This window comes from Phocaeicola faecalis (genome assembly GCF_021730445.1).
In the GTDB taxonomy this organism is placed as follows: Bacteria; Bacteroidota; Bacteroidia; order Bacteroidales; family Bacteroidaceae; genus Phocaeicola; species Phocaeicola faecalis.
Genome location: NZ_JADNRM010000001.1, coordinates 629,883 through 649,006 on the forward strand (window position 1 = coordinate 629,883; position 19,124 = coordinate 649,006).

A 19,124-nucleotide genomic window follows, 5' to 3' on the forward strand; every position below is an offset into this window, starting at 1 on the left:
TCAAACGATATGAAAGCTATATTATCACGCCTCTTCAACCATGAGGAACTGACCCGCGAAGAAGCGAAAAACTTACTGCTCAATATCACCAAAGGCAGATATAATGACTCACAGATAGCCGCCCTGCTCACTGTATTCCAGATGCGCGGCATCAAGGTAGAAGAACTCATCGGTTTTCGTGAAGCGCTGCTTACAACCCGAGTACCCATAGACTTTTCTGCCTACAAGCCTATCGACATTGTAGGTACGGGGGGAGACGGAAAGAATACGTTCAATATCTCTACCTGCGCTTGCTTTATTGTTGCCGGTGCCGGATACCATGTAGCAAAACATGGAAATTACGGTGCAACCTCCATAAGCGGAGCAAGTAACGTAATGGAGCAACATGGGGTTAAATTTACCAATGACCCATCAATACTTACCCGCAGTATGGAAGAATGTGGCATGGTGTATATGCACGCCCAACTGTTCAATCCCGCCATGAAAAGCGTCGGGCCGGTACGCAAAGCCCTACAAGTGCGGACTATCTTCAATCTTCTCGGGCCATTGGTCAATCCTTGCCTGCCCTCTTACCAATTGCTGGGTGTGGCAGACCTTCCCCAAATGCGCCTTTACACCAACGTATTTCAAAAGCTCGGTATCGGTTTTGCCGTAGTCAATAACCTGGACGGATATGACGAAATCTCCCTCACAGATGAGTTTAAAGTAATGACCAATCGTTATGAAACCATTTACAAGCCATCGGAACTCGGTTTTTCTCTCGCCCGCCAAGAGGAACTCTATGGCGGTACAACTCCCCGGGAAGCTGCCTGTATCTTCGATAATGTATTGCAGAACCATGCCACCAAAGCACAGACCGACTGTGTACTGATTAATGCCTCTTTCGCTATCCAAGCCATGGAACCGGCCAAACCGATAGAAGAATGTGTTGCCATTGCCCGTGAATCACTTGAAAGCGGCAAAGCACTGAAAACATTAAAACAGTTTATCGAATTAAACAGTTGACCATCCGGCGCAAGAAATACAAGATACAAATCAATCACATATATATATATTATAAGGTAAAAGCTATGACAGATATATTAGACGAAATTATTGCCCATAAACAGTTTGAAATCGAACAGCAAAAAGCAGCCATCCATCAAGAACTGCTGATAAACAACTGCAATGCCCCCATGCCACGAATAAGTATGCGTGCCTGCCTTTCGGCATCCCCTTCCGGCATCATTGCCGAGTTTAAACGCCGTTCACCCTCCAAGGGCTGGATAAAAGAAAACGCACAAGCTGATATCATTCCTCCCGCCTATGAAGCGGCAGGGGCATCCGCCCTCTCTATCCTGACAGATGAAAAGTTTTTTGGCGGTAATCTGAAAGACATCCGTACTGTGCGCTCCAAAGTGCAGCTTCCCATTCTGCGTAAAGATTTCATTATAGACGAATACCAGCTCTATCAAGCCCGCATCGTAGGGGCGGATGCAATATTGCTCATTGCTGCCGCACTCCGGAAAGAGCAATGCAGAATGTTGGCCGCCAAAGCACACGAACTGGGATTGGAAGTTTTACTCGAAATTCATAGTGAACAAGAATTGGAATACATAGAAGACAACATCGATATGGTGGGAGTGAACAACCGCAATCTGGGAACTTTCCATACAGACGTGGAAAACTCCTTCCGACTGGCAGAGAAATTACCTAAAGAAATGTTACTTGTTTCCGAAAGCGGCATTTCCAGCCCACAGACCGTCCGGCAATTACGTGCAGCCGGTTTTCGCGGCTTCTTGATTGGAGAGAATTTCATGAAGGCCCCTCAACCGGGAGATGCATTGAAAGAGTTTATCAGTCTGTTATAAAAACACATCAGAAAATGATTGTAAAAGTATGTGGTATGCGTGAGCCCGACAATATTCGCCGGGTAGAACAGGCCGGTCCGGACTGGATGGGGTTTATCTTTTTCCCCCATTCGAGCCGTTATGTCTCCTGCCGTCCGGCTTACCTGCCGGAACAATGTAAACGCGTAGGCGTATTTGTCAACGAAAAGACACCCATCATATTGCAAAAAGCAAATGAATTCGGTCTTCATTACATCCAATTACACGGAAGAGAAACTCCCGAACAATGCCTCAACCTGAAACGTGCCGGACTAGGTGTTATCAAAGTTTTCTCCATTGCCGGAACGAGTGATTTGAAACCTACCGCCTGCTATGAAAGTGTTTGCGACTACTTCCTGTTCGACACAGCCTGTACCGGCTTTGGCGGTTCGGGAAAAACATTCGACTGGCAAATGCTTTCGGCGTATCACGGTTCCACCCCCTTTCTGCTGAGCGGCGGACTAAAGCCCGACAGCCTGCATGCTCTGAAAGAGTTCCGCCACCCTGCATGGGCAGGCATCGATCTCAATAGCGGATTCGAAATTTCTCCGGGCAAAAAAGATGCAGAGTTATTAAACACATTTATTGAACAAATCAAATCTAACATAGAATGAACAGAATTAATAATTTATTCAGCACAAAGCAAAAGGATATCTTATCCATCTATTTTTGCGCCGGTTATCCTACCTCTGATGGTACTGCAAACGTGATTAAAACGCTGGCAGGCAAGGGAGTCGATATGATTGAAATAGGCATTCCTTTCAGCGACCCGATGGCAGACGGCCCCGTTATCCAGCATGCCGCAACGCAGGCATTGAAAAACGGTATGACCCTACAGCTCCTTTTCAACCAACTGAGAGACATTCGCCACGAAGTACAAATCCCTCTTGTTTTAATGGGATATTTAAACCCCATCATGCAATTCGGCTTCGAGAACTTCTGCCTCACCTGCAAAGAGATTGGCATCGACGGAGTAATCATTCCCGATCTTCCCTTTAAAGATTACATGAATGAGTTTCGACCCATTGCAGAGAAATATGATATAAAAGTCATTATGCTGATTACACCCGAAACGAGCGAGGAACGCATTCGGCTGATTGACGAACATACAGACGGATTTATCTATATGGTATCCTCGGCAGCCATTACCGGTGCACAGAAAGATTTCGGTGCACAAAAGCAAACATATTTTCAACGTATTGCAGCCATGAATTTGCGTAACCCACGAATGATAGGTTTCGGAATATCAAATAAACAGACGTTCGAAACAGCCTCCGCCAATGCAGCAGGAGCAATCATCGGAAGCAAGTTCGTCACACTGTTAGGCGATGAAAAAGGAGATGCAGAAAAAGCAACCGACAAGCTGCTCAAAGCATTAAACGATGAGTAAGAAAGGCACCACTTAAATGAATGCATGGAGAAACAGCAAAAACATTTTGTTATTTCTCCATCTTACTTTTGCCATATTTCCACATATTCACTATCTTTGTGCCATAATTCAATAAGACATACTTATGATAAAGAGTGAATATCCTTCCGTTTTGCTAATATACACCGGTGGTACAATCGGTATGATTGAGAACCCTGAAACAGGTGCTTTAGAAGCCTTCAATTTCGACCAACTTCAAGAGAATGTCCCGGAGTTAAAGCGTTTCAATTACCGCATCTCTTCCTATCAGTTCAATCCTCCCATCGATTCTTCCGACATGGAACCTTCTTTATGGGCAAAACTGGTAAAAATCATCACTTACAATTATGATAACTTTGACGGTTTTGTCATTCTTCACGGAACAGACACCATGGCATACACCGCTTCCGCCCTTAGTTTCATGTTAGAGAACCTAAGCAAACCGGTCATCCTGACAGGCAGCCAGCTCCCCATTGGCATGTTGCGTACCGACGGTAAGGAGAATCTTATCACTTCCATCGAAATTGCCGCCGCCAAACATCCCGATGGTACGGCCATCGTTCCCGAAGTATGTATCTTCTTTGAAAACCATCTGCTTCGCGGCAACCGGACAACAAAAATTAATGCGGAAAACTTCAATGCTTTCCGTTCATATAATTATCCGTCACTTGCCACAGCCGGTATTCATATTAAGTATGAGTATGACCGCATTCATAAAGCCAATCCCAATGTGCCCCTGAAACCCCATTATCTGTATGACACCAATGTCATCATCCTGACACTTTTCCCCGGCATTCAGGAAAATATGATACGGAACATCCTTCATACTCCCGGGTTGCGGGCTGTGGTACTTAAAACATACGGTTCGGGCAATGCCCCACAAAAGCCTTGGTTCATCGACTTACTGAAAGAAGCTACCGACCGTGGCATCGTCATTATCAATATTTCCCAATGTTCTACGGGAAGCGTGGAGATGGGAAGATATGAAACAGGACTTCACCTGCTCGATGCCGGAGTAATCAGCGGGTATGACAGCACAGTAGAGTCCGTCCTTACAAAACTGATGTTTCTTTTAGGTCATGGCAAGAGCGAAAGTGAAATACGGCATCAAATGAGTGTTCCGGTTGCCGGTGAGTTTACCATACCTACAATGTAACAGATTTGTAATATTTGTTTCATTAAATAGTAATAAAAACGCTCCATCTTTGCAATGCGAAACAAGAAAAGATTAGTTTTGTATTAAATAAAAAGAGGAACGACATGAATGATTACCGCATTTTAGTAGTTGATGACGAAGAGGATCTCTGCGAGATTCTTAAATTCAACTTGGAAAACGAAGGATACTTGGTAGATACTGCCAACTCTGCCGAAGAAGCCTTAAAAATGGATCTCACCAAATACGACCTCCTTTTGCTGGATGTCATGATGGGTGAGATTTCAGGTTTCAAGATGGCAAGTATGCTCAAAAAGAATAAAGCCACCGCCACTATTCCTATTATTTTCATTACTGCCAAAGATACAGAAAACGACACAGTGACCGGCTTTAATTTGGGAGCTGACGATTACATTTCAAAACCTTTCTCCCTGCGCGAAGTAATGGTACGCGTCAAGGCCGTGCTACGTCGCACAGCATCGGGTGACGAGAAAGATACTCCGCAGCAACTGGTTTATAAAGGCCTCGTACTGGATATGACCAAAAAGAAAGTGAGTATTGACGGTATTGAAGTCTCTCTGACCAAAAAAGAATTTGAAATTCTGCTGCTCCTATTGCAAAATCAAGGACGTGTATTTTCCCGCGAAGATATTTTAGCGAAAGTCTGGCAAGAAGAAGTGTATGTACTCGACCGCACCATTGATGTAAACATCACCCGGCTGCGCAAGAAAGTCGGAGAATATGGAAAATGTATCGTCACACGCCTGGGATACGGTTATTGCTTTGAATGCCAATAAAAAAGTCTGCTTTATTATGACACTTGAACTATCCAGCCATGTATTATCGTTCAGCAAGAAGCTCTTTCTTTCTGTCATTGTATTGTTTCTTGTCTTTGCCGTTTGTTTCATGGCATTTCAATATCGCAGGGAAAAGGAATATAAAATAGAGCTGCTCAACACTCAACTGCAGAATTACAATGACCGTCTGAATGACTTCCTCCGCGAAAAAGATACCTTGAATCTGGAACTGCTGGATAAATATGTACACGAACATACATTGAACGAGCTACGTGTCACTCTGATTGACAAAGAAGGAAAAGTGTTATACGATAATATCGAACAGAATCCGCTACATTTCAGCAACCACCTTAACCGGGAAGAAATAAAGAAAGCCATCAGCCAAGGAAGCGGCTACTCCATCAACCGCCAGTCCGAAAGTCTGGGAGGAGAGTTTTTCTATTCGGCCCGATATTATCCGGGCACCCATTATATAATCCGTTCCGCATTGCCTTATAGTGTCAGCCTGATGCACCATTTAAAGGCAGATTCACATTTTGTATGGTTTACGCTTATGGTGAGTCTCGTTCTGATTTTTATCTTTTACCGTTTTACGCATAAATTGGGAATGTCAATCACACAGTTGCAACAATTTGCTTTGAAGGCCGATCGCAACGAGCCGATAGACACTGACCTGCAGGGAGCATTCCCGAAGAATGAATTGGGTGAGATTTCCCAACATATCATTCAGATATACAGACGACTGCATCAGACAAAAGAAGATTTGTATATCGAAAGAGAGAAACTGATAACCCACTTACAAATATCCCGTGAAGGATTGGGAGTCTTTACCCATAAGAAACAAGAAATACTGGTTAATAATCTCTTTACCCAGTACGCCAACCTCATCTCGGACAAGAACCTGAGTTCGACAGAGGAAATCTTCTCCATCCCTGAACTTCAGCCCATTACTGAGTTCATAGCCAAAAATAAAGAACGCACAATCAGCAAGGAAGAAAAACGGATGTCGATTGTGATAGACAAAAGCGGACGTGTTTTCTCGGTAGACTGCATTATTTTCCAAGACGATAGCTTTGAGATTTCTATCAATGACATCACCCAAGAGGAAGAACAGGCACGATTGAAAAAACAACTAACCCAGAATATCGCCCACGAACTAAAAACCCCGGTCAGCAGCATACAAGGATATCTTGAAACAATAGTCAATAATCCCGGACTGACGCGAGAGAAAATGAACACATTTCTCGAACGCAGTTATGCTCAAAGTAACCGGTTGGCACATTTATTACGTGATATTTCTGTTTTGACACGTATGGAGGAAGCTCCCAATATGATAGAGACAGAACAAGTCAACCTGACAGGCATGATGCAAAACATACTGAATGAAGTTGCCTTGGAACTGGAAGAGAAACAGATAACAGCATCTAATTTACTGCCCCAAGGACTGTCTGTATCCGGTAACGCTTCCCTGCTCTATTCCATCTTCAGAAACCTGACAGACAATGCCATCGCCTATGCCGGCACAGGAATATCGATAACAGTCCGTTGTTTCCGTGAGGACGAACGCTTCTATTATTTCAGTTTCTCGGACACCGGTATAGGAGTCGCTCCCGAGCATTTAAGCCGCCTGTTCGAACGCTTCTACCGGGTTGATAAAGGACGCTCACGCAAATTAGGCGGCACAGGGCTCGGACTTGCCATTGTGAAAAACGCAGTCATCCTGCATGGCGGGACTATCTTTGCCAAGAATAATCCCGGTGGAGGACTAGAGTTCATATTTACGCTGTGCAAAGAATAAAAGAATGCCCCTCTTATTTGAAAAGCCTTGCCCAAAAACCTTTTGGAGCAGGGCATTCTTCACGATTCAGATTTTGATATACCTCTTCATAGCTCAAGCGATTGTGCACCATATCATAAATCACCCCCCAATCAGGCAGCCCGCCCAAATTGCGGTCATCAATAAACAAGTCTGCCTTCAGCTTACGCGAATAATGCTGGCTTTTGTCTTTCTCCTCGGCATAATTGCTATTGACAGCATAAAATTCCAATCCCCGCTGACGGCAGAACTCCACCGCTTCTTCCAATAAACGACCTTCACGAACGCTCCATAATATAAGGAAATGACGTTCTTGCTGTAATTTTTTCAATGTTTCTATGGCAAAAGGGATTTCTTTACCTATTGCGGGATACTTATGTTCCACGATTGTTCCGTCAAAATCTACTGCTATAATCATAGTTCTTCTAAATTATGCCACAAAGATAAGGCAAAAATTCTATTCCTCCCTTTATAAAAACCGAAAGAATTAATTGTTTTTCTAAAGATAAGCAGTATATTTGCAACGTATCGGTTCGTTTATCCTTAATCCAAAGATAAACGATTAAAAGGGAATCAGGTGAGAATCCTGAACAGTCCCGCTGCTGTATGTTTCACAAAACGCATAAGCAAACCCCATCAACCACTGGAGAACATCTCCGGGAAGGTGCTTATAGCGGAAACAAGTCAGAAGACCTGCCTATACAAATTCACATCTGAAGCTTTCGAGGAAAGAGCTTGGAACACTGAACATAAAGGATGATTCATATCCGCTATCTTCTCCGTTTCACTATCCAGAAAAGGTAATCAGGTAAAAGTTTTTTTAGTAAGAATAAACTCTGCCAAGTTTATTTGAGTGCCAACCTGATGGGAATCACGTTGGCATTTTTTTGATAGTCCAAGTGAGAACAAACTCAGGATGAGTAAGATAACGCACCCGATAATGCTGTCGTTTCTCCGTCCGATACTCCTGCGCTTCAAAGCATCCCTCCTCTTCCATGACAAAAGGCAGAACATGCAGATGCCGGATAAAGTCGACACCTTCCACTCCCATCACCTTGAACAATGTTTCTTTGGCAGACCAATGAAGAAGCAATACATACACTTCATTACCTTGATTCACCGTTTTTTCTTCATCCGGCCGCACAAAACGTGAGACAACCCTACGAACCTTTGTCCCATACTTTTCAATATCGATTCCCACTTCTTCGGTCGGATGCAAGGCAACTGCCACATAACCGTTCGTATGAGATATGCTGATGTGAGCACTGCCATCCGCCAGATATGGTTTTCCGGAAGGAAGATAAACAACTCTCTTTTCTTCTCCACACAATGTTTTCAGCAATACACGTACGGCCAGCCATTCATATCTTCTCACATCAGAGGTAAAATGCTCCAGTTCTTTCTCATACATAGAGATATCGCCAAGCAAGGCGGATAACCGTTCCATCGTTTCGTCGGTTTTCCATACTCCGACCAGCAGTCCGTTCTCTTTAATTTTCCGATATAACGGCATAATGACTACTTCGTTTCTTCTGCCACTTGGGGTTCGTCTACCATGACCTTTACTTTCAAAATCCGGCGAGTGTTCATTTCCAATACCTCAAAATGATAATTCTCATAATCCAAACGCTCATGCAACACCGGAAACTCTCCTTTTATCTCAAGCAAAAGACCGGCCAACGTATCGGCATCCCCTTCTACTCTCTCAAATAAGTCCGAATCTATCTTCATTATTTTATAGAAATCAGACAAAAGAGTTTTAGCCTCGAAAATATAAGTACGGTCATTCAGTTTCACATACGTGCGTTCTTCATCATCATATTCATCATTGATTTCTCCCACAATCTCCTCAATGATATCTTCCATGGTCACAATGCCCGAAGTACCTCCGAATTCGTCAACAACAATGGCAATATGAATCTTATTTGCCTGAAAGTCACGCAGCAAATCATCAATCATTTTTGTTTCAGGAACAAAATAAGCAGGACGAATCAGTGTTTGCCAACGGAAATTATCCATCTTATTCAGATGAGGCAACAAGTCCTTGATATAAAGAATACCTTTGATGTTATCACGTGACTCGGCATATACAGGAATACGTGAATACGCATTATCTACAATACACTTCAGAACCTCGGCATAAGGAGTATTGATTTCCAAATCCACCATATCCAAACGTGGCGTCATCACCTCTTTGGCGGTCTCCCCACCAAAACGGATGATTCCCTCCAAAATGTTGCTTTCCTCCGAAATCTCATTTTTATCGGTCAATTCCAATGCCTGCGACAATTCGTCTACTGAAATATTATAGTTCTTCTTCGCCACACATTTATTAATTAAGAATGAAGAGCGAACCAACAAAGCAGACAAAGGAGAAAATAATGTCTTCAAAAAAGAAATGACCGGAGCAGCCTTACGGCAAAACTTCAAAGTATGCTGCGCCGAATAAATTTTGGGCATTATCTCTCCAAACAGAAGTAATAAGAAAGTAAGAATGACTGTTATAACCAAAAATTCAAGTATTACAGAATTTCCCCAATGAATGGTGCTGGCAAAGAAGTAATTGCACAGCATGATTATCGTCACATTCACAAAATTATTAGAAATCAGAATAGTGGCCAACAAGTGTTCAGAATCATCCAGCAGCGCACTGATACGCCTGTCGGAAGAAGTCTGCCCTTCCTCTATTTCACTCAAGTCGCCGGGAGACAGAGAGAAGAAAGCAATTTCTGAAGCAGACACAAAGCCTGATGCATACAATAATATAACAGCTAATATAATAGCTATAATCGCTCCTATAGTAGGAGTAGTCACGGTCACACCGTCAAACAAATCCGCCAAGCGGCATAAATACGAGTCAGGGTCCAAGGAATCTGGTTTTAGTTAAACATCCGGTTCTTTAAAATTAAAACGGTAAATCATCTGTCACACTATTGGCTGCAGGCTGTTGCGATGCCGGTTGTGAAGACACTTGCTGTGGAGTGGCTTGTGCCTGTTGCGCATAGCCTCCTTGCTGCTGAGGAGCAGTACGGGGAGTCAACATTTCCATATTGTCAGCAAATATTTCAACGATAGTACGTTTGATACCATTCTGGTCATCATAGGAACGGCTGCGGATTTTACCTTCAATATAAAGTTTATCTCCTTTGCGAACATACTTTTCAGCCGTTTGCGCCAATCCTCTCCACAACACAATATTATGCCATTCGGTACGTTCGGGAACCTGAGTCCCATTTGCCAGGGTGTATGCACGGTCTGTGGTAGCCAAAGAAAAACTAGCCACCGCAACACCATTATCCAAATATCTCACATCAGGGTCTTTACCTACATTCCCTATTAATTGCACTTTATTTAATGACATTCTTTTCTTCCATTTTAATTATCAGGCTCCAAAATTAGCGAAAAAAACTGATTTACCAAGCGAGAAACAGCAAATTTATGCAAATCTTCTATCCTAATTCTCTGATACTGTGCAAAAGAGGCAGCATTCTCAGGAAGGATAACCTCATAGAAATTTGCATAAATCACCCGATGGGATAAGACATGTTTCACTCCTTTTTGCACCAGCCGTACTGACGGAACCTCACCTTCAGCCAACATTTCCTGCCACTGGGGTAAAGCATAGAACTTTTCTTCGGGCACTTCGCTCTCCGTTTCTATCAAAGGAAGCTCATACAGATTCTTCCAAATATCATTTCCGGTCCGCTTATTGATTAATGTATGCGCGCCCATGCGTACATAGATATAATTAAAGTAGCGATTAGTCACTTTTGCCTTATGCTGTTTCACAGGTAGCGTATCCACCAACCCCTTTTGCCGGGCGACACAAGTATCAATGAAAGGACAAAACATACAGTTGGGAGAAACAGGCGTGCACTGTAATGCACCAAAATCCATTATCGCCTGATTGTAAAGCCCCGGTTGTGCTTTATCCAGCAACTCCGCCGCCACTTCTGCAAATATCCTCTTCCCTTCTGTAGAATCTATGGGCGTTTCAATTCCCAACCACCTCGAAAGCACCCGATAGACATTTCCATCCACCACGGCATAAGGCATTCCGTAAGCAAAAGAACAAATGGCAGCCGCAGTATATTCCCCTACCCCTTTCAAGGCCAACACCTCTTTATATGTCTTGGGAAATCCTCCTGCCTCGGCCATGCTGCGCGCGGCAGCATGCAAATTGCGGGCGCGGGAATAATAACCCAGTCCTTGCCAATACTTCATAACCTCATCTTCATCGGCATCTGCCAACGAAAACACATCCGGGAAACGTTTTACAAAACGTTGATAGTAATCATAACCTTGAGCGACACGCGTCTGTTGCAGTATAATCTCCGAAATCCATATTAAATAAGGGTTCTTCGTCCTGCGCCAAGGCAAGTCGCGCCTGTTATCCTGATACCATTCTATTAGTATTCTTCCAAAATTATTCATGTCCAACGTTACAAATCAGCACAAAGTGTGCAATAATTCTGCAAAAATAAGGCAAGAAAACCAAAGCAGAGATTTTTTTAGGAAATTTATTCTGAATATATTTCTTAAAGAGCTAGAAAAGCTATATATTTGCAGTCCAAAAAATTAAGATACTAAGTATAACAATAATTATTAGCGAAATGACTAAAGCAGATATCGTAAACGAAATTACGAAGAAAACCGGTGCTGATAAACAAGCAGTGTTAAATACACTTGAAGCTTTCATGGATACAGTTAAGGAATCTTTGTCAAGAGAGGAAAATGTATACTTGCGTGGTTTTGGAAGTTTTATTGTGAAAAAGAGAGCCCAGAAAACAGCTCGCAATATTTCAAAGAACACTACGATTATCATTCCGGAACATAATATTCCGGCTTTTAAGCCAGCAAAGACATTTACATTATCAGTAAAAAAATAAACAACTAGAGTATTAACCCATAAAATTTGAAGCTATGCCAAGCGGAAAGAAGAAAAAAAGACATAAAATGTCAACGCACAAGCGTAAAAAAAGACTAAGAAAGAACAGACATAAAAGCAAAAAATAATTTGTAGTCTGTCTGACGACAAATAAAGAACAAACCTTGCAAAGCAACAAACTGTCTTTCAGGTTTGTTCTTTGTTTAATGAGAAAAGTGAATAATTTAAGAATACTAAAGTGACAAGCGAACTAGTAGTAGACGTACAACCCAAAGAGATTTCCATTGCGCTTCTGGAAGACAAGGCGCTGGTGGAGTTCCAAAAAGAAGGAAGAAGTGCTTCTTTCAATGTGGGAAATATGTATCTGGGACGGGTAAGAAAGCTAATGCCCGGCCTCAATGCCTGTTTCGTGGATGTCGGTTTTGAAAAAGACGCTTTTCTTCACTATTTAGACTTAGGACCTCAATTTCATTCTTATCAGAAGTATCTGAAGCAAGTTTTAAGCGACCGCAAAAAACTTTATCCAATTTCAAAAGCTACTATGCTGCCTGACATTGACAAAGAGGGAACAGTTTCAACCACCCTCCAACAAGGTCAGGAAGTAATCGTGCAAATCGTAAAGGAACCTATTTCAACCAAGGGACCCAGACTGACCTGCGAATTATCTTTCGCCGGACGTTATCTGGTTCTTATCCCTTTCAATGACAAGGTTTCCGTATCTCAAAAAATTAAATCGAGCGAAGAACGCGCCCGCCTCAAGCAACTGTTGCAAAGTATCAAACCGAAAAACTTCGGAGTGATAGTTCGCACTGTGGCAGAGGGAAAAAGGGTGGCCGAACTTGATGCCGAGCTTAAAGTCTTGCTGAAACATTGGGAAGAGACCATTACAAAAGCACAAAAAGCAGCCAAACTTCCTGCACTGGTGTATGAAGAGACCAGCCGCACGGTAGCCATGTTGCGCGATTTATTTAATCCTTCATACGAGAACATTTACGTAAATGACGAAACAGTGTTCCACGAAATCAAGGATTATGTATCTCTCATCGCCCCTGAACGGGCAGAAATCGTGAAATTGTATAAAGGGCAGCTTCCTATCTTCGACAATTTTGGAATTACCAAACAAATCAAGTCCTCATTCGGTAAAACGATTTCGTACAAGAGTGGAGCTTACCTGATTATTGAACATACTGAAGCACTTCATGTGGTGGATGTCAATAGCGGTAACCGTTCCAAATCCGGTAACGGACAAGAGGCTAACGCACTGGATGTCAATCTGGGGGCCGCCGATGAATTGGCACGCCAGTTGAGATTGCGTGATATGGGTGGTATTATTGTCGTCGACTTTATAGACATGAACCTGGCTGAGAACAGACAAAAACTGTATGAACGCATGTGCCAAAATATGCAGAAAGACAGAGCCAAACACAACATTCTCCCTCTCAGTAAGTTCGGACTGATGCAGATTACCCGCCAACGCGTGCGTCCGGCTATGGATGTCACTACAGATGAAACCTGTCCCACCTGCTTCGGGAAAGGTAGCATCAAACCATCCATCCTTTTTACGGATACATTGGAGAGTAAAATTGATTACCTGGTCAATAAGCTGAAGACTAAGAAATTTACACTGTACATCCACCCGTATATTGCTGCTTACGTTAATCAGGGCCTTGTGTCACTCAAACGTAAATGGCAAATGAAATACGGATTCGGAATAAAGATTATCCCCGATCAAAGTCTTGCATTCCTGCAATATAAGTTTACTGATATGCACGGAGAAGAAATAGACATGAAAGAGGAAATCGAAATCAAATAAAAAATGGGGAGCGAATAAACGAAGTCGCTCCCCATTTTTCTATTACCAATATTAATTGGTATCTTTGCTTACAAATACTAAAGTCATGATTATAGAAGATTTACAGCATTTATACCAGACATACACAGGTGTAACCGCCGAGACGATTACCGAATTGCCTTCTTCCGGTTCCAACAGACGTTATTTCAGACTCACCGGAACACAGAATTTAATCGGTGTTTATGGTACTTCCATCGAAGAGAACGACGCTTTTCTCTACATGGCCGCACATTTCCGCAAAAAAGGTCTTCCTGTTCCCGAAGTTTATTGCACCTCGGAAGACAGAACTTACTATCTGCAAGAAGACTTAGGTGACACATTACTATTTCATGCCATCGAAAAAGGCCGTACCACCAGCGTATTCTCGGAAGAAGAAAAAGAACTGCTCCGCAAGACTATCCGCCTGCTGCCGGCCATCCAATTCGCAGGAGCCGACGGATTTGACTTTTCGCATTGCCACCCGCAACCGGAATTCAACCAACGTTCCATCCTCTGGGATTTGAACTACTTTAAATACTGTTTTCTGAAAGCTACCGGACTGGAATTTCAGGAGGATAAGCTGGAAGATGATTTCCAGAAGATGAGCGATGTACTGCTCCGCAGCTCTTCAGCTACTTTCATGTATCGCGATTTCCAAAGCCGGAATGTAATGATTAAAGACGGAAAGCCGTGGTTTATTGACTTTCAAGGCGGACGCAAAGGGCCGTTTTTCTATGATATAGCCTCTTTCCTATGGCAAGCCAAAGCCAAATATCCGGACACATTGAGAAAAGAACTCTTAGAAGAATACATTGACGCGCTTTGCAAATACAAGCCGGTAGACAAAGAATATTTCTTCAGCCAACTGCGCCATTTTGTACTCTTCCGCACCTTGCAAGTGTTGGGAGCCTACGGATTTCGCGGGTATTTTGAGAAAAAGCCCCATTTCATACAAAGCGTACCTTATGCCATAGAAAACCTGAGGCAATTATTGCGTGATGAATATCCCGAATATCCTTACCTATGCTCCGTTCTGCGCGAGCTGACAGAGCTGAAGCAATTCAAGGACGAGCTGAAGAAACGCCAACTGACGGTTAAAGTGATGAGTTTTGCCTATAAGAAAGGTATTCCCGATGACCCGACAGGCAACGGCGGCGGTTATGTATTCGATTGCCGTGCTGTGAACAATCCCGGAAAATACGAACGCTACAAGCCCTTCACCGGACTGGACGAACCTGTCATCCGCTTCTTGGAAGAAGACGGAGAAATCTTTCCTTTCCTGGAACACGCCTATGCACTGGTGGATGCATCGGTCAAACGATACATGGAGCGAGGTTTCAGCAACCTGTCCGTATGCTTCGGTTGTACCGGCGGACAACACCGGTCAGTCTATTCAGCCCAACACATGGCTGAACATTTAAACCGGACATTCGGTGTAAAGGTTATCCTGATACACCGCGAACAGAACATAGAACAAATATTCGAATCGACTTTATGAAAGCTATGATTTTTGCAGCTGGCCTGGGCAGCCGGCTCAAACCCCTGACAGACACCAAGCCCAAAGCATTGATAAAAGTGGCCGGAAAACCTATGCTGGAACATGTTATATTAAAGCTGAAAGCTTCGGGATTTGACGAAATAGTGATTAATGTACACCATTTTGCCAATCAGATTCTCGATTTTTTAAAGGCCAATGACAATTTCGGTGTCAATATCTATATTTCTGATGAGACAGAAGAATTGCTGGACACCGGAGGAGGACTGGAAAAAGCCGGCAAGTATTTCATGCCGCCTCTCCATGAAGATAAAGAAGGCATCCTGCTGCATAACGTAGATATCTTATCCAACTGCGATTTGCAAGATTTAATCCGCTTCCACCAGCAAAATCCAGATGTATACGCCACCATGCTGGTAAGCAGACGCATCACCTCCCGCTACTTGCTGTTTGATGACAATAATCTGTTGTGTGGCTGGATAAATAAAAACACAGGCCAAGTGAAGCCTGCCGGATTAGAGTACAAAGAAGGAAAGTATCAAGAATATGCTTACAGCGGCATACAAGCAATCAACCCGCTATTGCTGAATAAAGGCATGCGACCCGGAAAATATTCGATTATTGATTTTTATCTGCAAGTTTGCAGAAACATCAAGATTCAATGCTATCCCGCCGACAACTTACAATTGATAGATATCGGAAAACCGGAGACACTGATTAAAGCGGAAGAATTTCTAAATCACCTATGAAAGGACTTTAATAAAAAATACGTTTCACACACAACAGGGCATTATTCCACTCATGCTCAACGATTTGCGGTGAAACATCAAATGAATTAAAAAGGCGGAAGCTTTTTCGTGACAGCAACCCTCCAAAAAGACCTTGTTCTTTTCAAAAAACTCTTTCGTCTTTAAAAAAAGGAGGTGTGTCAAAACTAAAATGGCCTATCCAATCGTCAGCTGTAGGGGCAGGGTTTGCCTGCCCGAGGACACAAAACCCGAAGACACAAAGCAAACTGTTTTCGGGCGAGCGAACCTCGCCCATACGAACAAAACGACAGTATTATCCACATTTTGACACAACCCCTTTTCAATCATTCCTTAAATGCTTTGAAAGATAAACCTCCTTACCAAAGATTCAATTTATTCTTTTGCGCCTCTTCCAAAGAAACGGTCTTTACCTGTTTTGCACCATTCTTGCTGCGGAGCTCTTCATACTCTCTGTTTATTCCCTCCACAAACTCCCGGCGCGACTCAGCATTCAACAAGCGGGCTGCCACCAATGCATTTTGTGAAGCATCTTTCATGTGAATGACCGGACCACCGTAAACAGGAGCAATCTTCAGGGCAGTATGAAGTTTGGAAGTCGTAGCACCGCCAACCATAATTGGAATATTCAGTCCCGCACGCTGCAACTCGACAGCCACATGTGCCATCTCCTCAAGCGACGGAGTAATCAACCCACTCAATCCGATGATATCCACTTTCTCTTCTATGGCTTTCTGTACAATCGTTTCGGCAGGAACCATCACCCCCAAGTCTATAATTTCATAGTTATTGCAAGCCATGACTACCGATACGATATTTTTCCCGATATCGTGCACATCACCTTTCACAGTTGCCATCAATACTTTTCCGGCAGTGCGGGCCCCCTCCTGCTTATCGGCTTCAATAAGCGGTTGCAAGATACCCACCGCCTTTTTCATGGTGCGGGCAGTCTTCACCACTTGAGGCAAAAACATTTTTCCGGCTCCAAAAAGCTCACCCACCTTGTTCATTCCATCCATCAGCGGGCCTTCAATGATATTCACCGCTTTTTCGTATAACGGCAACGCTTCCGCCAAATCTTCCTCCAAATAATCGCCGATGCCTTTTATCAACGCATATTGCAGACGCATCTCTACCGCTGCCTCACGCCACTGCTCCTGTTCCGCCGTTTTGTTGCCAGCATCGGTATTCTTTAAAGCTTCTGCCGTTTCAATCAACCTTTCGGCAGCATCGGGACGGCGGTTCAGCACCACATCTTCTATCCGTTCCAGCACATCGGCAGGAATATCGGTATAAAGCACCGAAGTGGCGGGATTCACAATTCCCATATCCATACCCTGCTGAATGGCATGATAAAGAAATACGGCATGCATGGCCTCACGGATATAATTATTGCCACGGAAAGAGAATGACAAATTACTTACCCCTCCGCTTACATGCGCTCCGGGAAGATTCTGTTTTATCCAACCGGTCGCTTTGATAAAATCAACAGCATAATTATTATGTTCCTCAATTCCCGTAGCCACAGCCAGCACATTGGAATCGAAGATGATATCATACGGATTAAAGCCGACCTGCTCCGTCAGGATACGATAGGCACGCGAACAAACTTCAATCTTCCGTTCAAACGTATCAGCCTGCCCCTTTTCGTCGAAAGCCATCACCACCGTTGCAGCTCCCAACTTCTTAATCAGACGGGCATGTTCTATAAATTTCTCCTCTCCCTCTTTCAGTGATATGGAATTGACGACAGACTTACCTTGCAAACACTTCAGTCCGGCTTCTATCACCTCCCACTTAGAAGAATCAATCATCACAGGAACACGTGCAATATCGGGTTCAGACATCACCAAATTCAGGAAAACAGTCATCTCTTCCTTGGCATCCAGCAGCCCGTCGTCCATATTGACATCAATGACCAAAGCACCATCTTCCACCTGCTTGCGTGCGATGCTCAATGCCTCTTCGTATTTCTTTTCGTTTATCAGACGAAGGAACTTACGCGAGCCGGCCACATTGCAGCGTTCGCCCACATTGATAAAATTGATTTCGGGTGTCTGCTCAAGCAACTCCAACCCCGAGAGCCACATCCGTTCGGGTTTACCGACCGGAATGTGAGGACGTGCCTTCTGCACCAATGGGACATATTCGGCAATATATTCTTCAGTCGTACCGCAGCATCCGCCGATAATATTCACCAATCCCTCATCTATGTATTCCTTCACTTCCGAAGCCATATCCCCGGGAGTCTGATCATACTGCCCCAAACTGTTGGGAAGTCCTGCATTGGGATACGCACTGATATAATAAGGAGCACGCGCAGCCAGCCCTTCCAAAAAAGGTTTCAACTGCTTGGCGCCGAAAGAGCAATTCAAGCCGATAGAAAAAATAGGGGCATGCTGAACAGACGCAAGGAAAGCATCCAAAGTCTGACCGGAAAGTGTACGGCCTGCAATATCCGACACCGTCACCGAGAGCATCAATGGCACTTCGCGTCCCACGGCCTGCATTGCCTCCCCAGCCGCAAAAACAGCAGCCTTGGCATTCAGCGTATCAAATATGGTCTCTATCAGGAGAGCATCCACTCCCCCCTCCAACAATGCTTCCATCTGCTCCCGATAGGCACTGACCAACTCATCATAAGTAAGTGCACGCATTGCAGGATTATTCACATCAGGGCTCATTGAGCATGTTTTATTGGTAGGACCGACAGAACCTGCCACAAAGCGCGGTTTATGGGGAGTCATTCGGGAATATTCATCCGCCATTTCACGAGCGATTCCGGCCGCCGACAAGTTTATCTCACGGCACATATCCTGCATACGATAATCTGCCATCGACACCCGCTGAGCATTAAACGTATTTGTCTCGATGATATCTGCACCTGCTTCCAGATACTTGCGATGAATATCTTTTATCACATCGGGGCGGGTAAGGCACAGCAAATCATTGTTACCTTTCATCTGACCGGCAACTTGTGCAAACCGTTCTCCTCTAAAGTCTTGCTCCGATAAGTTGTATTTTTGTATCATTGTCCCCATCGCTCCGTCGAGGATGAGAATTCGTTCATCAATAATCTGCTTCAATGTAGCCATTCACAA

At 43.7% G+C, this 19,124-nt stretch carries 17 protein-coding genes and 1 riboswitch; of the genes, 11 read left to right on the plus strand and 6 right to left on the minus strand.

The genetic code is table 11. The features are described from left to right. Nucleotides 1-9: 9 nt before the first annotated feature. The 7 genes from trpD to IR173_RS02720 all read left to right on the plus strand — a co-directional run bounded on the left by trpD (nucleotide 10) and on the right by IR173_RS02720 (nucleotide 7,024). Nucleotides 10-1,005: an anthranilate phosphoribosyltransferase gene (gene trpD, locus IR173_RS02690; RefSeq protein ID WP_237038141.1), complete on the plus strand. Its 996-nt coding sequence runs from the start codon at nucleotides 10-12 to the stop codon at nucleotides 1,003-1,005. Nucleotides 1,006-1,070: 65 nt separating this feature from the next. Further along, entirely contained in the window at nucleotides 1,071-1,850 is a 780-nt protein-coding gene (trpC, locus tag IR173_RS02695) for an indole-3-glycerol phosphate synthase TrpC (protein ID WP_237038142.1), read from the plus strand. A gap of 14 nt (nucleotides 1,851-1,864) precedes the next feature. Then, complete coding sequence (locus tag IR173_RS02700; RefSeq protein ID WP_237038143.1) at nucleotides 1,865-2,482, plus strand: phosphoribosylanthranilate isomerase; 618 nt, start codon at nucleotides 1,865-1,867, stop codon at nucleotides 2,480-2,482. Next, entirely contained in the window at nucleotides 2,479-3,258 is a 780-nt protein-coding gene (gene trpA / locus IR173_RS02705; protein WP_237038144.1) for a tryptophan synthase subunit alpha, read from the plus strand. Before IR173_RS02700 ends, trpA begins: the two co-directional genes overlap by 4 nt. Nucleotides 3,259-3,382: 124 nt before the next feature. Then, nucleotides 3,383-4,432 carry an asparaginase gene (locus IR173_RS02710; protein ID WP_237038145.1) on the plus strand — a complete coding sequence of 350 codons (1,050 nt, stop codon included), beginning with the start codon at nucleotides 3,383-3,385 and terminating at the stop codon, nucleotides 4,430-4,432. Between the two features lie 104 nt (nucleotides 4,433-4,536). Further along, complete coding sequence (locus tag IR173_RS02715; protein WP_237038146.1) at nucleotides 4,537-5,226, plus strand: response regulator transcription factor; 690 nt, start codon at nucleotides 4,537-4,539, stop codon at nucleotides 5,224-5,226. 16 nt (nucleotides 5,227-5,242) lie between these two features. Further along, nucleotides 5,243-7,024 (plus strand): sensor histidine kinase, encoded by a 1,782-nt coding sequence (locus tag IR173_RS02720; protein ID WP_237038423.1) that lies wholly within the window; start codon nucleotides 5,243-5,245, stop codon nucleotides 7,022-7,024. 13 nt (nucleotides 7,025-7,037) lie between these two features. Here the strand turns inward: IR173_RS02720 and IR173_RS02725 are convergent, their stop codons facing one another. From IR173_RS02725 to mutY, 5 genes are all read right to left on the minus strand, one after another. After that, complete coding sequence (locus tag IR173_RS02725) at nucleotides 7,038-7,460, minus strand: BT0820 family HAD-type phosphatase (protein WP_237038147.1); 423 nt, start codon at nucleotides 7,458-7,460, stop codon at nucleotides 7,038-7,040. A 94-nt stretch (nucleotides 7,461-7,554) separates the two neighbouring features. Continuing rightward, a riboswitch (cobalamin riboswitch) is annotated at nucleotides 7,555-7,757 on the plus strand. A gap of 156 nt (nucleotides 7,758-7,913) precedes the next feature. Continuing rightward, nucleotides 7,914-8,555, minus strand: a complete 642-nt coding sequence (locus IR173_RS02730; RefSeq protein WP_237038148.1) for a 4'-phosphopantetheinyl transferase family protein — start codon at nucleotides 8,553-8,555, stop codon at nucleotides 7,914-7,916. Between the two features lie 5 nt (nucleotides 8,556-8,560). Continuing rightward, on the minus strand, nucleotides 8,561-9,910 hold the full coding sequence (gene gldE, locus IR173_RS02735; protein ID WP_237038149.1) for a gliding motility-associated protein GldE: 1,350 nt from the start codon (nucleotides 9,908-9,910) through the stop codon (nucleotides 8,561-8,563). A gap of 37 nt (nucleotides 9,911-9,947) precedes the next feature. Continuing rightward, nucleotides 9,948-10,403 (minus strand): single-stranded DNA-binding protein, encoded by a 456-nt coding sequence (locus tag IR173_RS02740; RefSeq protein WP_237038150.1) that lies wholly within the window; start codon nucleotides 10,401-10,403, stop codon nucleotides 9,948-9,950. 14 nt (nucleotides 10,404-10,417) lie between these two features. Continuing rightward, nucleotides 10,418-11,476, minus strand: coding sequence for an A/G-specific adenine glycosylase (gene mutY / locus IR173_RS02745; RefSeq protein ID WP_237038151.1), 1,059 nt, complete (start codon nucleotides 11,474-11,476; stop codon nucleotides 10,418-10,420). A 179-nt stretch (nucleotides 11,477-11,655) separates the two neighbouring features. On the opposite strand from mutY, the gene IR173_RS02750 reads away from it, so the two are divergent. The 4 genes from IR173_RS02750 to IR173_RS02765 all read left to right on the plus strand — a co-directional run bounded on the left by IR173_RS02750 (nucleotide 11,656) and on the right by IR173_RS02765 (nucleotide 16,005). Continuing rightward, nucleotides 11,656-11,931, plus strand: coding sequence for an HU family DNA-binding protein (locus IR173_RS02750; protein WP_005936990.1), 276 nt, complete (start codon nucleotides 11,656-11,658; stop codon nucleotides 11,929-11,931). Nucleotides 11,932-12,168: 237 nt separating this feature from the next. Continuing rightward, complete coding sequence (locus IR173_RS02755) at nucleotides 12,169-13,743, plus strand: Rne/Rng family ribonuclease (RefSeq protein ID WP_237038152.1); 1,575 nt, start codon at nucleotides 12,169-12,171, stop codon at nucleotides 13,741-13,743. An 85-nt stretch (nucleotides 13,744-13,828) separates the two neighbouring features. Further along, nucleotides 13,829-15,259, plus strand: a complete 1,431-nt coding sequence (locus tag IR173_RS02760; protein WP_237038153.1) for a RapZ C-terminal domain-containing protein — start codon at nucleotides 13,829-13,831, stop codon at nucleotides 15,257-15,259. Next, nucleotides 15,256-16,005: a sugar phosphate nucleotidyltransferase gene (locus IR173_RS02765; RefSeq protein WP_237038154.1), complete on the plus strand. Its 750-nt coding sequence runs from the start codon at nucleotides 15,256-15,258 to the stop codon at nucleotides 16,003-16,005. Before IR173_RS02760 ends, IR173_RS02765 begins: the two co-directional genes overlap by 4 nt. Nucleotides 16,006-16,382: 377 nt before the next feature. Here the strand turns inward: IR173_RS02765 and metH are convergent, their stop codons facing one another. Beyond that, on the minus strand, nucleotides 16,383-19,118 hold the full coding sequence (metH, locus tag IR173_RS02770) for a methionine synthase (protein WP_237038155.1): 2,736 nt from the start codon (nucleotides 19,116-19,118) through the stop codon (nucleotides 16,383-16,385). Between the last annotated feature and the right edge of the window lie 6 nt (nucleotides 19,119-19,124).